Consider the following 21,083-nt stretch of genomic DNA (forward strand, 5'->3'; position numbering starts at 1 on the left):
GAGCGTTGTTGAGAACGAGTATCGGTATGTATAGTCCGGCGAGGTTGCGTCGTGCCAGAGCGAGCGGCCCGTCACCGCCGCCCTCCTCGGCGGCCTAGAGAGGAACACCTCGTGTCACCCACCACCCGCAGCAGACCTTTCATGGCCGTCCTGGGCGTGCTCGCCCTGGTGGCGTCGTTCGTGGTCCCCGTCCTCGGCGGCACTCTGGCGACAGCGTCCGCCGCGCCGGCCGACCGCGAGCACGTGCTCACGCACGGCCACGTCGACGGTTTCGAGACGACGTACGACCCGGCGACCCGCAAGGTCGTCCTGAGCATCAAGGACGACACCCGGATCTACGAGCCCGGCTCCGTCTACCGGGCGCCCGAGACCACGACCATCGCCTACGAGGACGCGCGCCTCGTCCAGACGCTCCCGCCGGCGAGCGGTGCCTGGGCCTTCCTCGGCGTCCACGGCGGCACCGACGCGTGGATCGCGAGCCAGACCGGCAGCGACCAGACCTACGCCCCCTGGGTCGGCTGGAGCACCGAGCGGCTGCTGGGCAGCCTGACCGGCACGGGCATCACGCCTGCACCCGGGCAGCCGGTCTCGCTCGACGTTCGCATCGAGGGCCCCGGAGACGTGCTCGCGTTCCAGAACGGGTCGTTCGGCGAGCCGATCAACCGGTACGTCGACACGACGACGTCGGCCGGCGGGACCATCCCGGTGACCGCGAACGCGCACGTCCACACCAACTGGATCTACACCGCCGAGGGCGACTACACGTTCGTCGTCACGCCGTCCCTCACGACCACCGAGCACGGCACGATCACCGGTGACCCTGCGACGTACCACGTCCGCATCGGCGAGCAGGCGCCCGAGCCCGTGACGACCTCGCTGTCCGTCGCGACCGACGCCGCCGAGCACGTCGAGGGCTCGACGGCGACGTTCACGGCAACCCAGGAGCCCGTGACCGAGCTGTCGACGTACCGCTGGGAGGTCGCGGCCGCGGGCAGCGACGAGTACGCGCCGGTCGACGGCGTCACGGGCGCCACGTACGAGCGCCGGATGGCGCTGACCGACGACGGCGCCCGCGTGCGTGCCGTGCTGCTCGACGGCGATCGCGCCGCGGGCACGTCCGAGCCGGTGGCGCTCGCCGTCGCCGCCGCTCCGTCGACGCACACCGTGACGCTCGCCCCGCTCGAGGACGTGTACGCGCTCGACAGCACGATCTACCTCGAGGCCACGCTCGAGCCCGCGGTCGAGGGAGCGACGTTCCGCTGGGAGAGCCGCGACGCCGGCGCGACCACGTTCACCCCGGTCCTCCCGACGGTGTTCACCGAGGCGTCGCTGGCGCTGCGGGCGAACGACGAGGTCGAGGGCGACTCGTGGCGCGTGGTCGCGCTCGACCTGTCCGGTGCCGAGCTCGCCACGTCCGAGCCGGTCGTCGTCCCCGAGGTCCGGGAGATGCCGTGGGAGGCACCCGTCCGCGACGAGACGCCCGTCGTGCTCAGCGAGGGCCACATCGACCTGTTCAACCTCTACCTCGACGCCGGTCGTCTCACGCTCGCCGTCGTCGACGACTCCCGTCAGCACTCGAACCGGTCCGTCGACCGCACGCCCGGCGCCGTGACCGTCTCCGTCGACCCCGTGCTGAGCGCCCTGGCAGTGCCCGTGGAGGGCTACGACTTCCTCGGGACGGCGGGCGAGCAGGTCTACGTGCTGCCGTCGTCGCAGACGGACGGCCTGCCCTGGCCGGGCTGGACCACCGAGCGCCTGGAGAAGAGCCTGCCCGAGGGCGTGACGGCGTCCGACCTGCGCTACGAGATCGAGGCCGAGGGCCCGGGCAGCGTCTCCGCGTGGGCCGGCGGCCTCGGCGGGTCGCCGCAGGTCCACTTCGACAGCGGCGACGACGAGCCGGACGTGGTGCCGGTCCGCGTCGGTGCCCACGTCCACACGAGCTGGGGTTTCACCGAGCAGGGCACCTACACACTGCATGTCACGGCGAAGGGCTCGCTCTCCGACGGCACCCCGCTGGTCAGCGACACGGAGACCTACACCTTCCAGGTCGGCGAGGAGCAGCCCGGGCCGGTTCCCTCGCCGGGCGCGTCGGAGCCGAACCGCGAGTTCGTGCTCTCCCGCGGCCACGTCGACGGGTTCGAGGTGACGTACGACGACGCGTCGGGCGCTCCGGTGCTGTCCGTCAAGGACGACACCCGGATCTACGGCCCGGGCTCGGCGTATCGCTCCCCGGCCGACGTGACGATCGCGTACCAGGACGAGCGCGGCCTGCAGCGGCTGCCCGCCGCCGAGGGCGCGTGGTCGTTCCTCGGCGAGCACGGCGGCCAGGAGGCGTGGGTCGGCTCGCAGACGGGTGCCGAGCAGGAGTTCCTGCCCTGGGTGGGCTGGAGCACCGAGCGTCTGCTCCCGTCGCTCGAGGGCTCCGGGATCAGCCTGGCCGCCGGCTCGCCGGTGGAGCTCGACGTGTCGGTCGAGGGGCCGGGTGACGTCTTCACCTTCCAGAACGACTCGTTCGGCAACCCGGTCAACCGGCACGTGGACACCACGGCGTCGTCCGGCGGCACCATCCCGGTCACGGCCGACGCCCACGTCCACACGAACTGGGTCTTCACGGCCGCGGGCGACTACCACCTCACCGTGACGCCGAGCCTGAGGACGGTCGACGGCGGGAGGATCGTCGGCGCGGCCGCGGACTACCACGTCCGTGTCGGGGCGTACGCACCGTCGTGGACGCCGCTCCCGGACGAGGAGCTGACCGACGCGAACCGCGGCGGGCTGACGCTCGACAAGGCGTCGTACGCGCCCGGTGACCCGGCCGTCGCGTCCGCTCCCGCACTCGTGGACGGGCAGGAGGTCGTGGCGTACGCGTACTCCGAGCCCACGAGCGCGGGCACGGCGACGGCGCGGGCCGGCGCGGTGCGCGTCACGGTCCCGACGTCCCTCGACGTCGGGCCGCACAAGCTCGCCGTGTACGACGCGACGTCGGGCGACCTCGTCGGCTGGGCGCCGTTCGCCGCGACCGCGGCCGTCGTCCCGGGTCCGGGTGCCGGTCCCGGGGGCGGTGCGGACGACGACGGACCGGGCGGCACGGGCGGCGGTGGTGGCCAGGGCCCGAACGGCGCCGGGACGTCGGCGCCCGAGCCGTGCCTCCCCTCGCCCGTCACGAACGCGGTGAAGACCCCGGCGCTCGCCGGGGTGACCGACGGTCACTTCGACTTCGGCTCCCGCGTCGAGGACGGCGACCTCGTCGCCACGGTGAAGGACGACCGCGAGCAGCCCCCGACATGGGTCGCGCCGGGTGCCGTGACGTTCCGCCTCGGCGACGCGGCGAAGGACGAGGTGCCCGCCGGTGGCGAGTTCGCGTTCCTCGGCGAGCCGGGTTCCCCGATCTGGTCGATCGGTCAGGTCCAGGAGGCCGGCGTGCCGTGGCTCGGGTGGAACACCCAGCACCCGACCCTGGTCGAGGCGGCGGCGGGGCCGGTCACCTACACCCTCGACTCGGTCGACGGTCCGGGAGAGCTCGGCGTGTACGCCACCGGGAACTTCGGGGGCGTGGGCACCAGGTACTTCGGGACGCTGGACGGCTTCCCGAAGAGCACCGCGGTGCCGCTCAACCAGCACGTCCACGGCAACTGGGCGTTCACCGAGCAGGGCGTGTACAAGGTGACCTTCACGCTGTCCGTGCCCCTGACGAGCGGCGGGACGGTCTCGGACACGACGACCCTCACCTTCTCCGTGGGGGACAGCTCCGGCATGGCGACGAAGACGACGTACGTCGGGAAGACGGCGTCGGGCGAGAGCTGCGAGCTGAGCGCCGACCAGAAGGCCGCCCTGGCCGCCACGGGGGCCGACCCGGCCTCCGCGCTGGCCCTCGGCGTGCTGCTGCTCGGCACGGGCGGCGTGCTCGTCGGCGTCGCTCGCCGGCGCGGCGCGACACCGTCTCTCGACCGACCGACGCCGACCGCACGGAGAGCAGGAGCATGAACCTCGCCGACCGCGCGCGTCGTGCGCGTCACGGCACGACGCCGGGCCCACGTGCCGCCGGCGCGCTCGCGAGCGTCGTCGCCGGCGTGCTGGTGGTCACCGCCGGGTGCGCTCCGGCGCCGGATGCTGCGGACCCCGCCGACGGGTTGAGCGTCGTCGCGACCACCGGGGTCCTCGCCGACCTCGCCCGCAACGTCGGCGGTGACCGCGCCACCGTCACCTCGCTCGTCCCCGAGGGCGGCGACCCGCACTCCTACGAGCCGTCGCTGCGCGACGTGCGCGACGTCGTCTACGCGGACGTCGCCTTCAGCAACTACATGCTGCTGGAGGAGCACAACATCATCAAGATGCTCGACGCGAACCTGCCGGAGGGTGTTCCGAACGTCTCGCTCGCCGAGTCGGCCGTGAAGTACGCGGCCGAGGTCATCCCGCTCGTCGAGAACGTCAACCTCGACACGATCTGGCTCGGGCTCGCCGTGAGCGGCACGGGGACGGAGCACGGCGCGACGCGCTCGTCCGACGTGCGCCTCCGTGCCACGGGCCTGGACGGGCCCGGGCAGCTCACCGGCTACCTCACGGAGACGTTCGGGAACCCCCGGGTGTACTTCGACTCGGCCGACGGGTTCGACAGGTCGACCGGCGACGGCGGGGGTGACGCGGTGACCCTGCCCACGGACGCCCACACCCACATGAGCTGGACCTTCTCCGAGCCGGGCGTGTACCGCCTCGACCTGGAGGCCGAGCTGCTGCCGACGCCGGAGGCGGACCCCGTGCCGTCCGGCGCGTCGACGGTGACCTTCGCGGTCGGCGTCGACCCCTACTCGGTGCCGGGCATGGAGGGCGCCGAGGTGCTCGACGGCGGGCACGCCGACCTGGCGGTGCAGCTCGACACAGGGGAGATCGTCATCTCCTCCGACTCCGCCGAGGACGTGGGCGGCCACCACCACGTGCACGACCTGCACGACACCGTGATCGCGGTCCCGAACAAGGCGCTGGCGCCCGTCCCGGTAGGCCCGGACTTCCGCTTCCTCGGCCGGGCCGGGGAGCAGGTCTACCAGCTGCCCCAGGCGGTCCTCGGCAAGCACGTGCACGGCGAGATCGACCCGCACCTGTGGCAGGACGTGCGCAACGCGCAGGCGTACGTGGAGATCATGCGGGACACGCTCGTCGAGGTGGACCCGGCGGGCGCGGAGGAGTATCGCGCCAACGCGGAGGCCTACCTGCGGACGCTCGACGAGACCGACGCGTACGTCGAGCACACCCTCGCGGCCATCCCTCGCTCGCACCGGTACCTCATCACGACGCACGACGCGTTCGCCTACCTCGGCAAGGCCTACGACGTCGAGATCGCCGGCTTCGTCACCCCCAACCCCGCGACCGAGCCGAGCGTCGCCGAGCGCGCGAAGCTCACGCAGACGGTCCGGACGCTGCAGGTTCCCGCCGTGTTCCTCGAGCCGAACCTCGCCGCGCGGTCATCCGTGCTCACCGAGGTCGCGACGGAGAACGGCGTCCAGGTGTGCCCCATCTACTCCGACGCGTTCGACCACGACGTCACGACCTACGTCGACATGATGCGCGCGAACGCCGACTCCCTGCGCCGCTGCCTCACGTGAGCGCGCCCCACCCGACACGAAGGACGATCATGACTCCCCGCCCGATCCTCATCGCGGTCGCGCTCTCCGGCGCGCTCCTGGCCGGAACGCTCGTGGCCACCTCGGCCGCCGCCGTCCCGCCCCTGCCGGCCGACACGCAGGACGACCCGGGCCTGCAGCAGCGCGTCGGTGCCGACGAGGCGAGCGTCGGGGGGCGCGAGGTCGTGACGCAGGGGCACGTGGACATCGGTCCGCGGTTCGTCGACGGCACCTGGACGCTCCAGGCGCGCGACGACCGGACGATCCCCGCCGTGTGGCGCGCGCCCGAGGAGACCGTCATGCACGTCCTCGACGAGTCGGTCCTCCCAGCACCGGACAGCCCCGACTTCGCGTTCCTCGGCGTGGATCCGGGTGCGCCGCTCTACGTCGTGCCTCAGGTGCAGAACCAGGACGTCGTCTGGATCGGCTGGAACACCCAGGACCCGGAGGTGACGCAGCGCATCGACCGCGGCGCGACCCTGCGCCTCGACGGCGTCGAAGGGCCGGGAGCCTTCCACCTCTTCCTGCAGGAGGGTGTCACCGGCCCGCCGAACGTGCTCTGGAGCTCGGACGTGGACGGACCCCAGGACCTGTGGATGGAGGTCAACACCCACGTCCACGCGAACTGGGTGTTCACCGAGCCCGGCGTGTACACCATCGACGTGACCGTGCTCGCCGACCTGACCGACGGGACGACGGTCGAGGACCCGGGCGTGCTCCGGTTCGCCGTGGGGACCGCGACCGACCCGCAGACGGTCTTCGCCGCCGCGGACCAGGCAGAGCAGGAGGCGTCGGAACCTGCCGACGGCCCGACGGGCGCCGAGCCCTCCGGACCCGCGACGCCCGACGACGCGTCGACGGACGTGGCGGAGGCGACCGACGACGGGGAGACCGGTACGCCGACCTCGACGGTCGCTCTCTGGGTCGGCCTCGCGGTCGTCGCCCTGCTCGCCGGGGTCGTCGTCACGGTCGTGCGCGGCCGGCGCGCGCGGGCGGTCGCTGAGCGGGAGGCGGACTCCGCCCCCCGTGGGGACGCGTCGTGAGCGCGTCCACGAGCACGAGCGCCGCGGTGAGCCGGCCGGCGGAGCCGGTCCCGGCGTCCCAGGGCGTGGCGCCGATGCTGAGCGTGCGCGGCGTGGCCGTCGAGCTCGGCGGCCGGCTGGTGCTCCACGACGCCGACCTCGACGTCCACGCCGGCGAGCTCGTCGGTCTCATCGGGCCCAACGGCGCGGGCAAGACGACCCTGCTCCGTGCCGTGCTCGGCCTCGTGCGACGTCGGTCCGGCGAGATCTTCGTGGATGGTGCGGGCGGCCGGCGCGCGTCCGCGGCGATCGGCTACGTGCCGCAGCGCCACGAGTTCGCGTGGGACTTCCCGATCTCGGTCGAGGACGCCGTGATGTCGGGGCGGGCGCGTCGCATCGGGTGGCTGCGCCGCCCGGGCGTGCCCGACTACCGCGCCGTGCGCGAGGCGCTCGACCGCGTCCGCATGACCCACCTGCGCTCGCGCCCCGTCGGCGAGCTGTCCGGCGGGCAGCGCCAGCGCGTCCTCGTCGCGCGTGCTCTCGCACTCGGGCCGCGCGCGCTGCTCCTCGACGAGCCGTTCACCGGCCTCGACGTGCCGACCCAGGAGCTGCTCACCGACCTCTTCGCCGAGCTCGCGCACGACGACGGCAAGGCCGTCCTCATGACGACCCACGACCTCGTCGCCGCCATGCACGCGTGCACCCGCATCTGCCTGCTGAACCGCACCGTCGTCGCGACGGGCACACCGGCAGAGCTCGACGACCCTGACCTGTGGATGCGCGCGTTCGGCATCTCCCCGTCCTCGCCGCTGCTCGCGGCCCTCGGGCTCACCACCGCCACCGACCCGAAGGGGGACGCGTGATCTCGATCGGCGACTTCGTCCAGGACCTGCTCAACCCCGACCTCGCGTTCCTGCCCAAGGCGCTCCTCGTGGCGGTGATGTCGAGCGTCGTGTGCGGGGTGATCGGCTGCCACGTCGTCCTGCGCGGGATGGCCTTCATCGGGGACGCCGTCGCGCACGCCGTCTTCCCGGGCCTCGCGGTGGCGTTCGTGCTCCAGGGGTCGCTCGTCGTCGGAGGCGCGGTGGCCGGGATCGTGACGGCGGTCCTCGTGGCGGTCTTCTCGCAGAACCGCCGCCTCAAGGAGGACTCGATCATCGGCGTGTTCTTCGTCGCGGCGTTCGCGCTCGGCATCGTCGTCATCTCGACCGCGCCGGGGTACGCCGGCTCGCTGCAGCAGTTCCTGTTCGGCTCGATCACCGGGATCCCCGACGAGGACGTGGTCGTCGTCGCGGTCGCCGGCACGGTCCTCCTGCTGCTCGCGTTCCTGTTCCACAAGGAGTTCGTCGCGGTCAGCCTCGACCGGGAGATGGCCCGGTCGGCCGGGCTTCCCGTGTTCCGGCTCGACCTCCTGCTCTACGTGCTCGTGACGATCGCGATCGTCATCTCGGTACAGACGATCGGCAACATCCTCGTCCTGGCCCTGCTCATCACGCCCGCCGCGGCAGCACGCCTCCTCACCGACCGTCTCGGCGTCATGATGCTCCTCGCCCCCGTCATCGGCGGCTCGTCGGCGCTCGTCGGCCTCTACCTGTCCTGGAGCCTCGACCTCCCGGCCGGCGGCACCATCGTGCTCGTCGCCACGGCTGTGTTCCTGCTCGCCTGGTTCCTCGCCCCGCGCCACGGCCTGCTCGCCAGACGCCGCATGCATGCACCCGCCCGCACGCCTGAGGAGGTCGAGCCGAACGGCATCCTGGGGGTGCCTCGTGGGGGTGCACGGGAGGCAGAAGGAGCAGTGCGTTAGCGACTACCTCGACACTCCTGGCTGAGTGGCGCGCTCGGCACTGCGCGAGCAGGGGTTCACCACTCCCGACGAGAGTCGTAGACGCCGTGCCACATGGCAAGCAGCCTTGCCCGATGGAGCTCGAGATCCGGCCAGTTCGAACACCGCATGGGCCGCGGAGGCTGGTGAGGGAGCGCCCACCGTCGCCCGACCGCCCGAGGGTCGGACCACGGTTCTACGTCGGCAGACCAGAGTTCTCTTTCGTCATCACCGAGGCACGGCTTCGCCGGGGCACTACGTCGTGAGCGCCGGGGTGAAGGCGGCGCGGACGCCGTCGAGGTCGGCCGCGACGAGCTCGGCGAGCTGGACGGCGTTGAGCGCGGCGCCCTTGCGGAGGTTGTCGTTCGAGACGAAGAGCACGAGCCCCCGGCCGCCCGGGACGGACTGGTCGGTGCGGATGCGGCCGACGAACGACGGGTCCTGGCCGGCGGCCTCGAGCGGGTTCGGCACGTCCGAGAGCGCGACGCCGGGCGCGGACGCGAGGATCTCGCGCGCGCGGTCGGGCGTGATCGCCGAGGCGAACTCCGCGTGGATCGACAGCGAGTGGCCGGTGAAGACGGGGACGCGCACGCACGTGCCCGCGACGGCGAGCTCGGGCAGGCCGAGGATCTTGCGCGACTCGTTGCGCAGCTTCTTCTCCTCGTCGGTCTCCTCGAGCCCGTCGTCGACGATCGACCCGGCGAGCGGGACGACGTTGAACGCGACGTTGCGCGGGAAGACCGACGCCGCCGGGAAGGCGACCGCTCCGCCGTCGTGCACGAGCCCGACGAGCCCCGCACCCCCGTCCTCGGCAGCGGCCTCCTCCGCCGCCGCGCCCGCGACGGCCTGGGCGCGCAGCTCCTCGGCCCCGGCGAGCCCGGCGCCGGACACGGCCTGGTACGTCGAGACGATGAGCCGCTCGAGCCCGGCCTCCTGGGCCAGCGGCGCCAGCACGGGCATCGCGGCCATGGTCGTGCAGTTCGGGTTGGCGATGATGCCCTTGCGGGCCTCGCGCAGCGCGCCGGGGTTGACCTCCGACACGACGAGCGGCACGTCGGGGTCCATGCGCCACGCGGACGAGTTGTCGATGACGACGGCGCCCGCGGCGGCGAAGCGCTCGGCCTGCGCCTTCGAGGTGGCCCCGCCGGCGGAGAACAGCGCGACGTCGATCCCGCGCAGGTCGTCCGTGGACGTCGCGGCGACGTCCTCCACGACGACGTCGGTCCCGCGCCACGGGAGCGTCGACCCGGCGGACCGGGCGGACGCGAAGTAGCGGATGCTCGCGACGGGGAGGTCGCGCTCGTCGAGCAGGCGGCGCATGACGGCGCCGACCTGGCCGGTCGCGCCGACGACGGCGACGTTCAGACCCGTCGCGGCGGGAGCGTTCTGGGTGCTCATGTCCTGGGTTCCTCTCGTCCGTCGGGTCAGCGGCCGGTGCCGGCGTAGACGACGGCCTCGCCGTCGGCGGTGTCGAGCTCGAACGCGGTGTGCACGGCACGGACGGCGTCGTCGAGCGAGTCCTCGCGCGTGACGACCGAGATGCGGATCTCCGACGTGGAGATCATCTCGATGTTGATGCCCGCGTCACGCAGGGCGCCGAACAGCTTCGCCGAGACGCCGGGGTGCGACCTCATGCCCGCGCCGACGAGGGAGAGCTTGCCGATCTGGTCGTCGAACTGGAGCGAGCCGAACCCGATCTCGCCCTGCAGCGCCGAGAGCGCCGACATGGCCGCGGGCCCGTCACCCTCGGGCAGCGAGAACGAGATGTCCGTCCGGCCCGTCCGGGCGACCGAGACGTTCTGCACGATCATGTCGATGTTCACGCCCGAGCCCGCGACGACCTCGAAGATGCGCGCGGCCGTGCCCGGGACGTCGGGCACGCCGACGACGGTGATCTTGGCCTCGCTGCGGTCGTGCGCGACGCCGGAGATGATCGGGGCTTCCATGACGGTCTCCTCGGGGAGGTCTGCGGAGCTGCTGCCGGGGGTGGGTCCGGGGTGCTCCCCGGGGCGTGCGGGCGAGTACGCGTCCGCGCTGACGAACGTGCCCTCCTTGCCCGAGAAAGACGAGCGCACGTGGATGGGCACGCCGTACCGGCGGCCGTACTCGACGCAGCGCAGCGCGAGGACCTTCGCGCCGCTCGCCGCCATCTCGAGCATCTCCTCGTACGTGATGCGGTCGATCTTGCGCGCGCTCGGCACGATCCGCGGGTCGGCGGTGAACACGCCGTCGACGTCGGTGTAGATCTCGCACACGTCGGCGTCGAGGCCGGCGGCGAGCGCGACGGCGGTCGTGTCCGACCCGCCGCGGCCGAGCGTCGTGACGTCGTTGGTCGACTCGGTGACGCCCTGGAAGCCGGCGACGATCGCGACCTGGCCGCGCTCGATGGTCTCGCGGATGCGGTGCGGGACGACGTCGACGATGCGCGCCTTGCCGTGCACGGCGTCGGTGATGACGCCTGCCTGCTGGCCGGTGAACGACTTCGCCTTGACGCCCAGGCTGTTGATCGCCATCGCGAGCAACGACATCGAGATGCGCTCGCCGGCGGTGAGGAGGATGTCCATCTCGCGCTGCGGCGGGAGGGGGGTGACCTGCTGCGCGAGGTCGATGAGCTCGTCCGTCGTGTCGCCCATCGCCGAGACCACGACGACCACGTCGTTCCCGGCCCGCTTCGCCCCGGCGATGCGCTTGGCCACCCGCTTGATGCTCTCGGCGTCCGATACCGACGAACCGCCGTACTTCTGCACGACAAGTGCCACGTGCTGCTCCATCTGTCGCCGGCCTCCGTCTGTCTCAACGGCCCGCCGGGTGCTTGTGGGTCGATCGATGATACGCACGCGCCCGGCCGTCCGGCCAAGCCCGTCCCGTCATGCGGTCGGCTGTGCCGCCATCACCGTGTCGACGAGCGGGGACGGCTGCGGGGCGAGGACGGCCGCGACGATCGCGTCGATCGCGAAGGCGCTCGCCTCGCCGAGGTCGACCTGGGCAGGGTCGAGCAGCCACTGGATCTGCAGCCCGTCCATGACGGCGAGGATCGCCGCGGACGCGTGGCGCACGGTGGCGGGGACCTCGACGCCGCGTTCCGCGCACAGCCCCTCGAACGCGTCGAGGGCCTCGCTCCGCAGGGTCCGGTAGCGCCCCTGGAAGAACTCACGCGCCGGGTGGTCGTCGGTGACGGACTCGGCGGACAGCACGGCGTACGTCTGCACGATGCCGGCGCGCTGGGCGTTGAGGAACGCGGTGCGGACGAGGTGGCGGAACATGTCGATGCCGCCGGGGATGTGCTGCCCGTCGAGCCCGGCGACGTCACTCTCGTCGCGGTAGCGCAGCACCTCGAGCAGCAGATGGTCCTTGGACCCGAAGTGGTGGAGGATCCCGGCGTGGGTCATGTCGACCTGCTCGGCGATCTCGGTGAGCGGCCCGTTGTGATAGCCCTTGCTCCCGAAGGTCGCCATGGCCGCCTTGAGGATCTCCTCGCGACGCCGGAGCGTCGCCGGGCGCACCGCGGGGCGTCGCCTGCTCGTGCTCATGGCCTGGTCACATCCTTGTTCGTGGTCCACGGCTCCGCTGCCGTCCGGGGGCCGATCCTACGCACGAACGGACGCTCCCGGCGGCCGCACGACGCGCAGGTCACGGTCTGGTCTCGATCTGACCTGCGGAAACGCAGATTCTTGCGAACTTACTGACTGCACGGTAAGTTCTCGCCCCGATAGCCGCTCGATGACGAGGAGCACGTTCGTGACATCGCAGTCCCTCCTGGGTGAGCCCGCCGCCGCGGAGCTCGAGTCCCTCCGCACCCGTGCGCAGGGACTGGCGCTCCGCGACAAGGTGCGCCTCCTCACCGGCAGCTCCATGTGGCGCCTGCACGCCCTGGACGAGCTCGGGCTGCGCCCCGTCGTCATGTCCGACGGCCCGGTCGGGGTCCGCGGCACGAGCGAGGTCGAGGGCGAGACCTCGATCCTCTTCCCCTCGCCGAGCGCGATCAGCGCGACGTGGGACCGCGACGTCGCGCACGAGACGGGCCGGGCGTTCGCCCGGGAGGCCCGCGACCACGGCGTCGACGTCGTCCTCGCCCCGCAGGTCAACATCCAGCGCACGCCCGTCGGCGGGCGCCACTTCGAGTGCTACTCCGAGGACCCGTACCTCACCGCCCAGATCGGCACGAGCGTCGTCCGCGGCCTCCAGGACCAGGGCGTCGCGGCGTGCGTCAAGCACTACGTCGCCAACGACTCCGAGACCGACCGCACCTCCTACGTCTCGCACGTCGACCCGCGCGTGCTGCGCGAGGTCTACCTCGCGCCGTTCGAGGACGCGGTCGCCGCGGGCGCCTGGTCCGTCATGGCGGCGTACAACCAGGTCGACGACGGCGTCGAGTCCGGCCCCATGACCGGCCACCGGCATCTGCTCACCGACGTCCTCAAGGACGAGCTGGGCTTCGACGGCGCCGTGGTCTCGGACTGGGTCGCGACGCACACGACCGAGCTCTCCGCGAACGGTGGCCTCGACCTCGTCATGCCGGGCCCGGGCGGGCCGTGGGAGGACGCGCTCGTGCGCGCCGTCGAGGAGGGCCGCGTGCCCGAGAGCGAGATCGACGACAAGGTCGCGCGCGTCCTGCTGCTCGCGCGTCGCGTCGGCGCTCTCGACGAGCCCGCGCACCCGGTCACGTACGACGGCGACCTCCGTGAGCTCGTCCGCCGCACGGCGGCACGCGCCACGGTCGCGCTGCGCACCGACGCCGAGAACCCGGTCTGGGACCGGCCGGCGCCGCGCTCGATCGCGCTCGTCGGCCCGAACGCCGTCCGCCCCCACGTGCTCGGCGGCGGCAGCTCGACCGTGAACCCGGCGCACGTCGTCACCCCCGCCGAGGGTCTCGCGGCTCGCTGGCCCGACGCCGCGCTCACGGTCGTCCGTGGCGGCGACGCCCGGCTGTTCGCACCGCGGCTCGACGTCGAGGGCCGCGCCACGCAGGGCAGCGAGGGCGCCGCCGTGAGCGTCACCTGGCTCGACGCCGAGGGCGCCACGCTGCGCAAGTCGGTCCTGCCCACCTGGGACGGGTTCCTGCGCGACCTGCCCGCCGAGGTCGACACGGTGGTGCTCGACGTCGACGTCCTGCTCGACGAGCCGGGCGACCACGTGCTCGAGGTCGGGACGGTCCCCGGCCACACGATCGAGATCGACGGCGTCGTCGTCGCCCAGGACGACCGCCGCTCGGGCGTCGAGGTCATCCTCAACTCCTCGATCAACAACCCCACCGGCGTCCCCGCCGTCGTGCACGTCGACGAGCCCCGCCAGGTGCGGATCAGCGCGTCGCTCCTCGTGACGCGCGCGCAGGGCTACGGCAACCTCGTCCGCGCCGAGCTGCGCCACCGCGTGCCCGCGCCGAGCGCCGACCAGGAGATCGCCGACGCCGTCGCCGCGGCCCGCGCGGCCGACCTCACCGTGGTCGTGGTCGGGACGAACGAGGAGGTCGAGTCCGAGGGCTGGGACCGCACCTCGCTCGCGCTCCCGGGCCGCCAGGACGAGCTGGTCGAGCGCGTGCTCGACGCCGACCCGGACGCCGTCGTCGTGGTCAACGCGGGCGCGCCCGTGCTGCTCCCCTGGCTCGACCGCGCACGCACCGTGCTGTGGGTCTGGTTCCCGGGTCAGGAGGCCGGGCACTCGGTCGCGGACGTCCTGGCGGGCGCCGTCGAGCCGGCCGGACGCCTGCCCTGGACGCTGCCCGCGAGCGACGACGACGTCCCGGTCCCGCACGCCGTCCCCGCCGACGGAGTGGTCGAGTACGCCGACGGCGTGCACGTCGGCTACCGCGGGTGGGAGCGGTCGGGCGCGGTCCCCGCCGCACCCTTCGGGCACGGTCTCGGGTGGACCACGTGGTCCTACGACGACGTCGCCGCTCCCACCTGGACGCCCGACGGCGACGTCGCCGTCGACGTCCGCGTCACCAACACCGGTGCCCGCGACGGCCGTGAGGTCGTGCAGGTCTACCTCGAGCCCCCCACCCCCACCGAGACGGCGACGCTCGCCGAGCGCGACCGTCCGGTCCGCTGGCTCGGCGGCTTCGCCGTCGTCGACGTCGGCGCGGGTGCCTCCACCGACGTCACCGTGACCGTCCCGCGCCGCCAGCTCGAGGTGTGGGACACCCGCAGTGCACGCTGGCTCCTGCCCGCCGGTGAGTACCGGGTCCGGGTGGGGCGTTCCGTCCACGACCTCCGCCTGGACGCCGCGGTCCAGGTGCGAGAACGACCTGCCGAACAGGAGTAGCCCGGCCGCGGTTCCCTCCGGGGCGTCCCCGGCGCTCCACACCAGCACCACTTTCTGCAGCACCCGTACCGCTCCACCGCCCCGGCACCGCGCCGGGTCGACGTTCTCGAAGGAGAGATTCATGAGGTTGAAGGCCTCCGCGATCGCCCTGGGCATCGCGACAGCACTTGTGCTGACCGGCTGCTCGTCGTCGGGCGGCAACACCGACGACGAGTCGGGCAACACCCCCAGCGAGGGCGCCGCCCTCACGATCGCCAAGCCCGACGGCGCGATCGCGACCGAGTCGAACAACCCCTGGATCGGCGACTCGTCGGCGCTCAAGCTCGGGTACGTCAACGCGATCTACGAGCCCGTCGGCATCGTCAACCTCGTGAACCCGGAGGACGAGGTCCGCCCGTGGCTCGCGTCCGAGATCACGTGGTCCGAGGACTACACGTCGGTCACCCTCACGCCCCGCGAGGGCGTGACGTGGAACGACGGGACCGACTTCACGGTCGACGACCTGGCGTACTCGTACCAGATCCTCGTCGACACGCCCGAGCTCGACACCGCCGCCCTCGGCATCCAGAGCGTCGAGACCGCGGACGGCAAGGTCACCGTGACCTTCGGGACGCCGATGTTCGCGAAGCAGGACAAGGTCCTGCACCGCTTCGTCATCCCGAAGCACGTCTGGGAGGCGGTCGAGGACCCGACGACGGAGACGAACCCCGAGCCCGTCGGCACCGGCCCCTACACACTGACGAGCTTCAGCACGGAGAGCGTCACGCTCGACGCGCGCGACGACTACTGGGGCGGTGAGCTCGCGGTCCCGACGCTGTACTACGTGTCCTACAACGACAACAGCGCCCTGACCACGGCCCTCGCCAACGGCGACGCGGACTGGGCGCAGGCGTTCCTGCCGAACGTCCAGTCGGCCTTCGTCGACGAGGACCCGGAGCACAACGTCTACTGGGCGCCCGCGGGCCTCGCCGTCGACGCGATGTTCGTCAACACCACGAAGAAGCCCTTCGACGACGTCAACTTCCGCAAGGCCGTCAACATGGTCGTCGACCGTCAGCAGCACCAGGAGATCGCCCGCGAGGGCGGCGTCCCGCTGCTCACCTCGGTGACCGGCCTGCCCACGCCCGCCGGCGACGCGTACATCTCCGAGGAGTTCGCGGGCGAGGAGTACGAGGTCGACGTCGAGGGCGCCAAGAAGGTCCTCACGGACGCCGGGTACACGTACGAGGGCGAGACGCTCATCGACCCCGACGGCCAGCCCGTCACCTTCACGCTCAGCGTCCCGCAGGGCTGGAACGACTACGTGACCGGCATCAGCCTCATCTCGGAGTCGGTCAAGTCCATCGGCGTCGAGGCTGCGGTCGACACGCCGGACCAGGACAGCTGGTGGGCCGCCAAGGGCACCGGCGACTTCGACGCGATCCTCCACTGGACCGAGACCGGGCCGACCCCGTACGACCTCTACAGCAACACGATGGACGCCCGCTGGCTCAAGCCCGTCGGCGAGGCCGCGGACTACAACTTCGGCCGCTTCGACAGCCCCGAGGCCACCGCGGCGCTCGACGCCTACCTCGCGGCGACGACGGACGAGGACCGCGCGACGGCGATCGCCACGGCGCAGAAGATCTTCGTCGACGAGGTCCCGGCGATGCCGATCGGCACCCGTCCGTTCATCTCGCAGTTCAACACGCGCAACTACGTGGGCTGGCCGAGCGAGGAGGACCCGTACATCAACGCGGACCCGACGCAGCCGACCGCGGTGCTCATCCTCACCCAGCTCAAGCCGGCCGAGTGAGGCCCGTGCAGCTCGTGTGACACCGCCCGCGCGGGGCAGGCGTGCCGAGGACGTACGGTTCTCGGCACACCTGCCCCGCGTACCACGACGAGAGCTCCACAGCACAGAAACAGGTAGGACGAGTGAACACCGAACCCCTGCTGACCGTCTCGAACTTCAGCGTCGTCTACGACGTCGACCCGCCGGTCGAGGCCGTCAGCAACGTCTCTCTCACGCTGAACCGTGGGGAGATCCTCGGCCTCGCAGGCGAGTCCGGCTGCGGCAAGACATCGCTCGCGTACGGCGTGCAGCGCCTGCTCAAGCCGCCGGCGGTCATCCCGTCCGGATCAGCGATCTTCCACGACGAGTCCGGCGAGGACATCGACCTGAACACGCTGGACGACGCCCAGATGCGGCGCTTCCGATGGGACAAGGCGTCGATGGTGTTCCAGGGCGCGATGAACGCCCTCAACCCGGTCGCGAACGTCGGCAAGCAGCTCGGGGACGTCTTCGAGACCCACCGGCCGCGGATGAGCAAGGCCGAGCGGACCGAGGAGAGCGCCCAGCTCCTCGACCTCGTCGGCGTCGGCCGCGACCGCCTGCGCTCCTACCCGCACGAGCTCTCCGGCGGCATGCGCCAGCGCGTCATGATCGCCATGGCCCTCGCGCTCAAGCCCCAGCTCATGATCATGGACGAGCCGACGACGGCCCTCGACGTCCTCGTGCAGCGCGAGATCCTGCAGCAGATCTCGGACCTGCGCCGACAGTTCGGCTTCTCGGTCATCTTCATCACGCACGACCTGCCGCTCCTCCTCGAGATCTCCGACCGCATCGCGGTGATGCGCCAGGGCCGGATCGTCGAGCTCGACACGGCGGCGAACATCTACCACCACGCCCAGCACGAGTACACGCGCACGCTCCTCGGCTCCTTCCCGAGCCTCACCGGAGAACGCGGTGGCTTCGTGCGCGGGCGGACGGACGACGGCGTCCCCGCGGGTGCCGTCGACGCAGCAGGAGGAGCCCTCCGATGACCACCCTCGAGTTCTCCCACGTCAGCAAGAAGTACCGGGTCCGCGGGTCGGGCGAGCTTCTCGCGCTCGACGACGTGAGCTTCACCCTCACGTCGGGCCGGACGATCGCTCTCGTCGGCCAGAGCGGCAGCGGCAAGTCGACGATCGCCAAGATCCTCACCCAGCTCGAGCGCGCGACGTCGGGCGACATCCTGCTCGACGGCGCCCCGATCCCCCGTCGCGGGCGCGCGCTGCGCCGCTACCGGCAGCAGGTGCGCATGGTCTTCCAGGACCCGTTCGCGTCGCTCAACCCGTCCCACACCATCCGGCACCACGTCGAGCGCCCCCTGCGCCTCGACCACGTGGTGCCGAAGGACCAGGTCGACGCCGAGGTGCACCGGCTCCTCGAGCGTGTCCACCTCGACACGGCCGTCGTCGACCGGCGCCCGCACGAGCTGTCCGGCGGCCAGCGCCAGCGCGTCGCCATCGCGCGCGCCCTCGCGTCGCGCCCGGCGCTGCTCATCGCCGACGAGCCCGTCTCCATGCTCGACGTCTCGATCCGCCTCGGCGTGCTCAACCTGCTGGCCGAGCTCCAGCGCGAGGCGAACCTCGGCGTCCTCTACATCACGCACGACCTGGCCACGGCCCGGCACTTCAGCGACGAGATCATGGTCCTCCACCACGGCGAGGTCGTGGAGCACGGCCCCGCCGACGACGTGATCCTCGATCCCCAGCACCCCTACACCCGCGCGCTACGCGACGCGTCCCCGAACCCGGAGACCCACTTCTCCGGCACCGGGCCGGCTGCGTCGTCGAGGAGCTGACCCGTGAGATTCATGGCCCGACGCACCGCCTTCTACCTGTTCACGGCCTGGGCGGCGATCACGATCAACTTCTTCCTGCCCCGCATGATGACGGGCGACCCGGTCTCCGCCTACCTGGCGAAGAACCAGGGGAAGGTCAGCCCGGAGGCGGCGGAGTCGCTCCGCACGCTCTTCGGTCTCGACGACGGCCGGTCGCTGTGGCAGCAGTACGTCGACTACTGGGGACTCATCCTCAGCGGCGACCTCGGACGATCCTTCTCCAAGGGCCTCGCGCCCGTCGGCGACGTCATCGCGTCGGCGCTGCCCTGGACGCTCGGGCTCGTCGGCATCGCGACGATCCTCAGCTTCTTCCTCGGCAGCGCGCTCGGCGCGGTCATCGGCTGGCGGCGCGGCAGCAAGGCCGACGCCATCGTCCCGATCTCGACGTTCTTCTCGACGGTCCCGTACTTCTGGATGGGCCTCATCGCGATCGCCGTGTTCTCGAGCGCGCTCGGCTGGTTCCCGGCCTCCCACGCGTACAGCAAGGGAGCCACCCCGGAGTGGTCCCTGGAGTTCGCGTGGGACGTGATCCAGCACGGCACGCTCCCGGCGCTGACCATCGTCGTCGCCTCGCTGGGCGGCTGGATCCTCGGGATGCGCAACATGATGATCACGGTCCTCGACGAGGACTACGTGACGGTCGCGCAGGCGAAGGGCCTGAGCCCCCGACGGGTGCTCACGCGCTACGCGTCCAGGAACGCCGTCCTCCCCCAGCTCTCGAGCTTCGCGCTCTCCCTGGGCTTCATCGTCGGCGGCACGCTCGTCATGGAGCTCGTCTTCTCCTACCCCGGGGTGGGCAAGCTGCTCCTCGACGCGACCAACGCGAAGGACTACCCGCTGATGCAGGGCCTCTTCCTCGTCATCACGCTGTCGGTCCTCGTCGCGAACATCCTCGCCGACGCCGCCTACGCCGCTCTCGACCCGCGCACGCGTCAGATGGAGGCCTGAGCCATGACGTCCACGACCACGCCCACCACGACCGAGGCGGGAGCCGGCGCGCTTGGCGCGGCGCCGGCCGACGTCGCCCCGAAGGATCGCAGGTCCGGCAGCCGGCTCGGCCGGTCGTTCGCGATGTTCCGCAACGGCAAGTCGCTCACCGGCCTCGTCATCCTGGGCTTCTTCACGCTGGTCGCGATCTTCGGCGACCTCATCGCTCCCTACGGACCGCTCGACAAGGACTTCACCGCGCTCAAGCAGCCGCCGTCGGCGCAGCACCTGCTCGGCACGACCCACATGGGCGAAGACGTCCTCAGCCAGATCATCTACGGCACGCGCGGTGTGCTCGTCGTCGGCTTCGTGTCGGGGATCATCGCGACGCTCGTCGCCGTGATCGTCGGCGTCTCGGCCGGCTACGTCGCCGGGTGGCGCAGCGAGACCCTGTCCGCGCTGACGAACGTCTTCCTCGTCCTGCCGGCCCTGCCGCTGATGATCATCGTGGCGTCGCAGCAGGAGAACCCCAGCCTCCTGCTCGTCTCCACGGTGCTCGCCATCACGGGCTGGGCCTGGGGCGCCCGGGTCCTTCGTGCCCAGACGATGTCGCTGCGCAACCGCGACTTCATCCAGGCCGCACGGGCGAACGGTGAGCCGATCCACCGGGTCATCGCCGTCGAGATGCTGCCGAACCTCACCGCGATCATCGCGTCGAGCTTCGTCGGCACCGTGATCGCCGCGGTCCTCGGTCTGACGACGCTCGCGTTCATCGGGGTCATCCCGATCACCAACCTCAACTGGGGGACGATCCTCTTCTGGGCCCAGCAGAACGGGGCCTTCCCGGACTTCTGGTGGTGGTACGTCCCCGCCGGGCTCTGCATCGCCCTGCTCGGCGTGGCGCTCTCGCTCATCAACTTCGGCATCGACGAGTACGTCAACCCGCGCCTGCGCTCTGCGGGCGAGCGCGCCCGGGCGATGCGCAAGAAGGGCTACAAGGTCTCGAGCGGCATCACGACCGTGACCGACCGGCCCGACCTCCTCGACGAGGCGGTGACACCGCCCCCGCCGGACTCGCCGCAGGTCGAGGTGCCAGGCTCCCCGGTGCACGGCGACACTATCGGCGCCGTCGACGAGGCGGACCAGGCCACCGACGGCGACGACGTGATCCCGGTCGGGAGGCCGGAGCGCTCCGCCTAGCCACCCGGCCACCGAACCGGTGAGGGGTTCGCTCAGCGCCCCTCACCGCACGACGGTCCCGGTACGTGGAACCCGTGCGAGCCGCGCCCCCGGCTCGCTGCGAGGTTCCCGTACCGGGACCGTTCGTCGTCCCGCCCTGGGTCAGCTGATCTTCCGCTTGTAGGCGTTGATGGCGAGGGCGTAGGCGAGGGCGAGGATGCCGACGAGCCAGGCGAGGGCGATCCAGATGTCGTTGCCGACGGGCTGTTGTGCGAAGAGGGCGCGGAGGGTGTCGACGATGGCGGTGACGGGCTGGTTCTCGGCGAACCAGGCGACGGGGCCGGGCATGGTGTCGGTGGGGACGAATGCGGAGGAGATGAAGGGCAGGAAGATCAGGGGGTAGGAGAACGCGCTCGCGCCGTCGACGGTCTTGGCGGACAGGCCGGCGACGACGGCGAGCCAGGTCAGGGCGAGGGTGAACAGGGCGAGGATGCCCGCGACGGCGGCCCAGGCGCCGACCGTGGCGCTGGTGCGGAAGCCCATGAGGAGTGCGACGGCGATGACGATGACGACCGAGACGAGGTTGCTCACGACGGAGGTCAGGACGTGT

General features: G+C 71.8%; 15 protein-coding genes. 11 read left to right on the forward strand and 4 right to left on the reverse strand.

Annotation, left to right across the window (positions count from 1 at the left end; all coding sequences use genetic code 11):
- Positions 1-111 precede the first annotated feature (111 nt).
- From AC4H2H_RS14950 to AC4H2H_RS14970, 5 genes are read left to right on the forward strand one after another with little or no spacing between them, the layout of a single operon-like run.
- On the forward strand, positions 112-3,984 hold the full coding sequence (locus AC4H2H_RS14950; protein WP_494371604.1) for a TIGR03773 family transporter-associated surface protein: 3,873 nt from the start codon (positions 112-114) through the stop codon (positions 3,982-3,984).
- The gene (locus AC4H2H_RS14955) at positions 3,981-5,597 is read left to right on the forward strand and encodes an anchored repeat ABC transporter, substrate-binding protein (RefSeq protein ID WP_494371605.1); all 1,617 of its coding nucleotides are present in this window, start codon (positions 3,981-3,983) and stop codon (positions 5,595-5,597) included. Before AC4H2H_RS14950 ends, AC4H2H_RS14955 begins: the two co-directional genes overlap by 4 nt.
- 29 nt (positions 5,598-5,626) lie before the next feature.
- On the forward strand, positions 5,627-6,658 hold the full coding sequence (locus AC4H2H_RS14960; protein ID WP_494371606.1) for a choice-of-anchor M domain-containing protein: 1,032 nt from the start codon (positions 5,627-5,629) through the stop codon (positions 6,656-6,658).
- Complete coding sequence (locus tag AC4H2H_RS14965) at positions 6,655-7,500, forward strand: anchored repeat-type ABC transporter ATP-binding subunit (protein ID WP_494371607.1); 846 nt, start codon at positions 6,655-6,657, stop codon at positions 7,498-7,500. The genes AC4H2H_RS14960 and AC4H2H_RS14965 overlap by 4 nt, the downstream gene beginning before the upstream one ends.
- On the forward strand, positions 7,497-8,441 hold the full coding sequence (locus tag AC4H2H_RS14970) for an anchored repeat-type ABC transporter permease subunit (protein ID WP_494371608.1): 945 nt from the start codon (positions 7,497-7,499) through the stop codon (positions 8,439-8,441). The genes AC4H2H_RS14965 and AC4H2H_RS14970 overlap by 4 nt, the downstream gene beginning before the upstream one ends.
- Before the next feature lie 273 nt (positions 8,442-8,714).
- Here AC4H2H_RS14970 and AC4H2H_RS14975 read toward each other — a convergent pair whose 3' ends face one another.
- From AC4H2H_RS14975 to AC4H2H_RS14985, 3 genes are all read right to left on the reverse strand, one after another.
- A complete protein-coding gene (locus tag AC4H2H_RS14975; RefSeq protein ID WP_494371609.1) occupies positions 8,715-9,857 on the reverse strand; it encodes an aspartate-semialdehyde dehydrogenase in 1,143 nt (380 codons plus the stop codon).
- A gap of 26 nt (positions 9,858-9,883) precedes the next feature.
- Positions 9,884-11,218, reverse strand: coding sequence for an aspartate kinase (locus AC4H2H_RS14980; RefSeq protein ID WP_494371619.1), 1,335 nt, complete (start codon positions 11,216-11,218; stop codon positions 9,884-9,886).
- Positions 11,219-11,326: 108 nt separating this feature from the next.
- Positions 11,327-11,989, reverse strand: coding sequence for a TetR/AcrR family transcriptional regulator (locus tag AC4H2H_RS14985; RefSeq protein WP_494371610.1), 663 nt, complete (start codon positions 11,987-11,989; stop codon positions 11,327-11,329).
- Between the two features lie 208 nt (positions 11,990-12,197).
- On the opposite strand from AC4H2H_RS14985, the gene AC4H2H_RS14990 reads away from it, so the two are divergent.
- The 6 genes from AC4H2H_RS14990 (at position 12,198) to AC4H2H_RS15015 (ending at position 20,494) form a co-directional block, all read left to right on the forward strand.
- A complete protein-coding gene (locus tag AC4H2H_RS14990; protein ID WP_494371611.1) occupies positions 12,198-14,720 on the forward strand; it encodes a beta-glucosidase family protein in 2,523 nt (840 codons plus the stop codon).
- 121 nt (positions 14,721-14,841) lie between these two features.
- On the forward strand, positions 14,842-16,515 hold the full coding sequence (locus tag AC4H2H_RS14995) for an ABC transporter substrate-binding protein (RefSeq protein ID WP_494371612.1): 1,674 nt from the start codon (positions 14,842-14,844) through the stop codon (positions 16,513-16,515).
- Between the two features lie 122 nt (positions 16,516-16,637).
- A complete protein-coding gene (locus AC4H2H_RS15000; protein WP_494371613.1) occupies positions 16,638-17,525 on the forward strand; it encodes an ABC transporter ATP-binding protein in 888 nt (295 codons plus the stop codon).
- Positions 17,522-18,328 (forward strand): ABC transporter ATP-binding protein, encoded by an 807-nt coding sequence (locus AC4H2H_RS15005; protein ID WP_494371614.1) that lies wholly within the window; start codon positions 17,522-17,524, stop codon positions 18,326-18,328. The genes AC4H2H_RS15000 and AC4H2H_RS15005 overlap by 4 nt, the downstream gene beginning before the upstream one ends.
- 12 nt (positions 18,329-18,340) lie before the next feature.
- Positions 18,341-19,315 carry an ABC transporter permease gene (locus AC4H2H_RS15010; protein WP_494371620.1) on the forward strand — a complete coding sequence of 325 codons (975 nt, stop codon included), beginning with the start codon at positions 18,341-18,343 and terminating at the stop codon, positions 19,313-19,315.
- Between the two features lie 3 nt (positions 19,316-19,318).
- A complete protein-coding gene (locus AC4H2H_RS15015) occupies positions 19,319-20,494 on the forward strand; it encodes an ABC transporter permease (RefSeq protein WP_494371615.1) in 1,176 nt (391 codons plus the stop codon).
- A 141-nt stretch (positions 20,495-20,635) separates the two neighbouring features.
- Here AC4H2H_RS15015 and AC4H2H_RS15020 read toward each other — a convergent pair.
- Positions 20,636-21,083 (reverse strand): ABC transporter permease (locus AC4H2H_RS15020; RefSeq protein WP_494371616.1); only part of this gene is annotated, 448 nt, incomplete at its 5' end.

The organism is Cellulosimicrobium sp. BMG9.22 (assembly GCF_059159975.1).

Excerpts from the sequence above, each read along its gene's own strand:
- AC4H2H_RS14955 (WP_494371605.1), top strand. The coding sequence starts at position 3,981 with ATGAACCTCGCCGACCGCGCGCGTCGTGCGCGTCACGGCACGACGCCG.
- AC4H2H_RS14960 (WP_494371606.1), top strand. The coding sequence starts at position 5,627 with ATGACTCCCCGCCCGATCCTCATCGCGGTCGCGCTCTCCGGCGCGCTC.
- AC4H2H_RS14975 (WP_494371609.1), bottom strand. The coding sequence starts at position 9,857 with ATGAGCACCCAGAACGCTCCCGCCGCGACGGGTCTGAACGTCGCCGTC.
- AC4H2H_RS14985 (WP_494371610.1), bottom strand. The coding sequence starts at position 11,989 with ATGAGCACGAGCAGGCGACGCCCCGCGGTGCGCCCGGCGACGCTCCGG.
- AC4H2H_RS14995 (WP_494371612.1), top strand. The coding sequence starts at position 14,842 with ATGAGGTTGAAGGCCTCCGCGATCGCCCTGGGCATCGCGACAGCACTT.
- AC4H2H_RS15005 (WP_494371614.1), top strand. The coding sequence starts at position 17,522 with ATGACCACCCTCGAGTTCTCCCACGTCAGCAAGAAGTACCGGGTCCGC.
- AC4H2H_RS15010 (WP_494371620.1), top strand. The coding sequence starts at position 18,341 with ATGGCCCGACGCACCGCCTTCTACCTGTTCACGGCCTGGGCGGCGATC.
- AC4H2H_RS15015 (WP_494371615.1), top strand. The coding sequence starts at position 19,319 with ATGACGTCCACGACCACGCCCACCACGACCGAGGCGGGAGCCGGCGCG.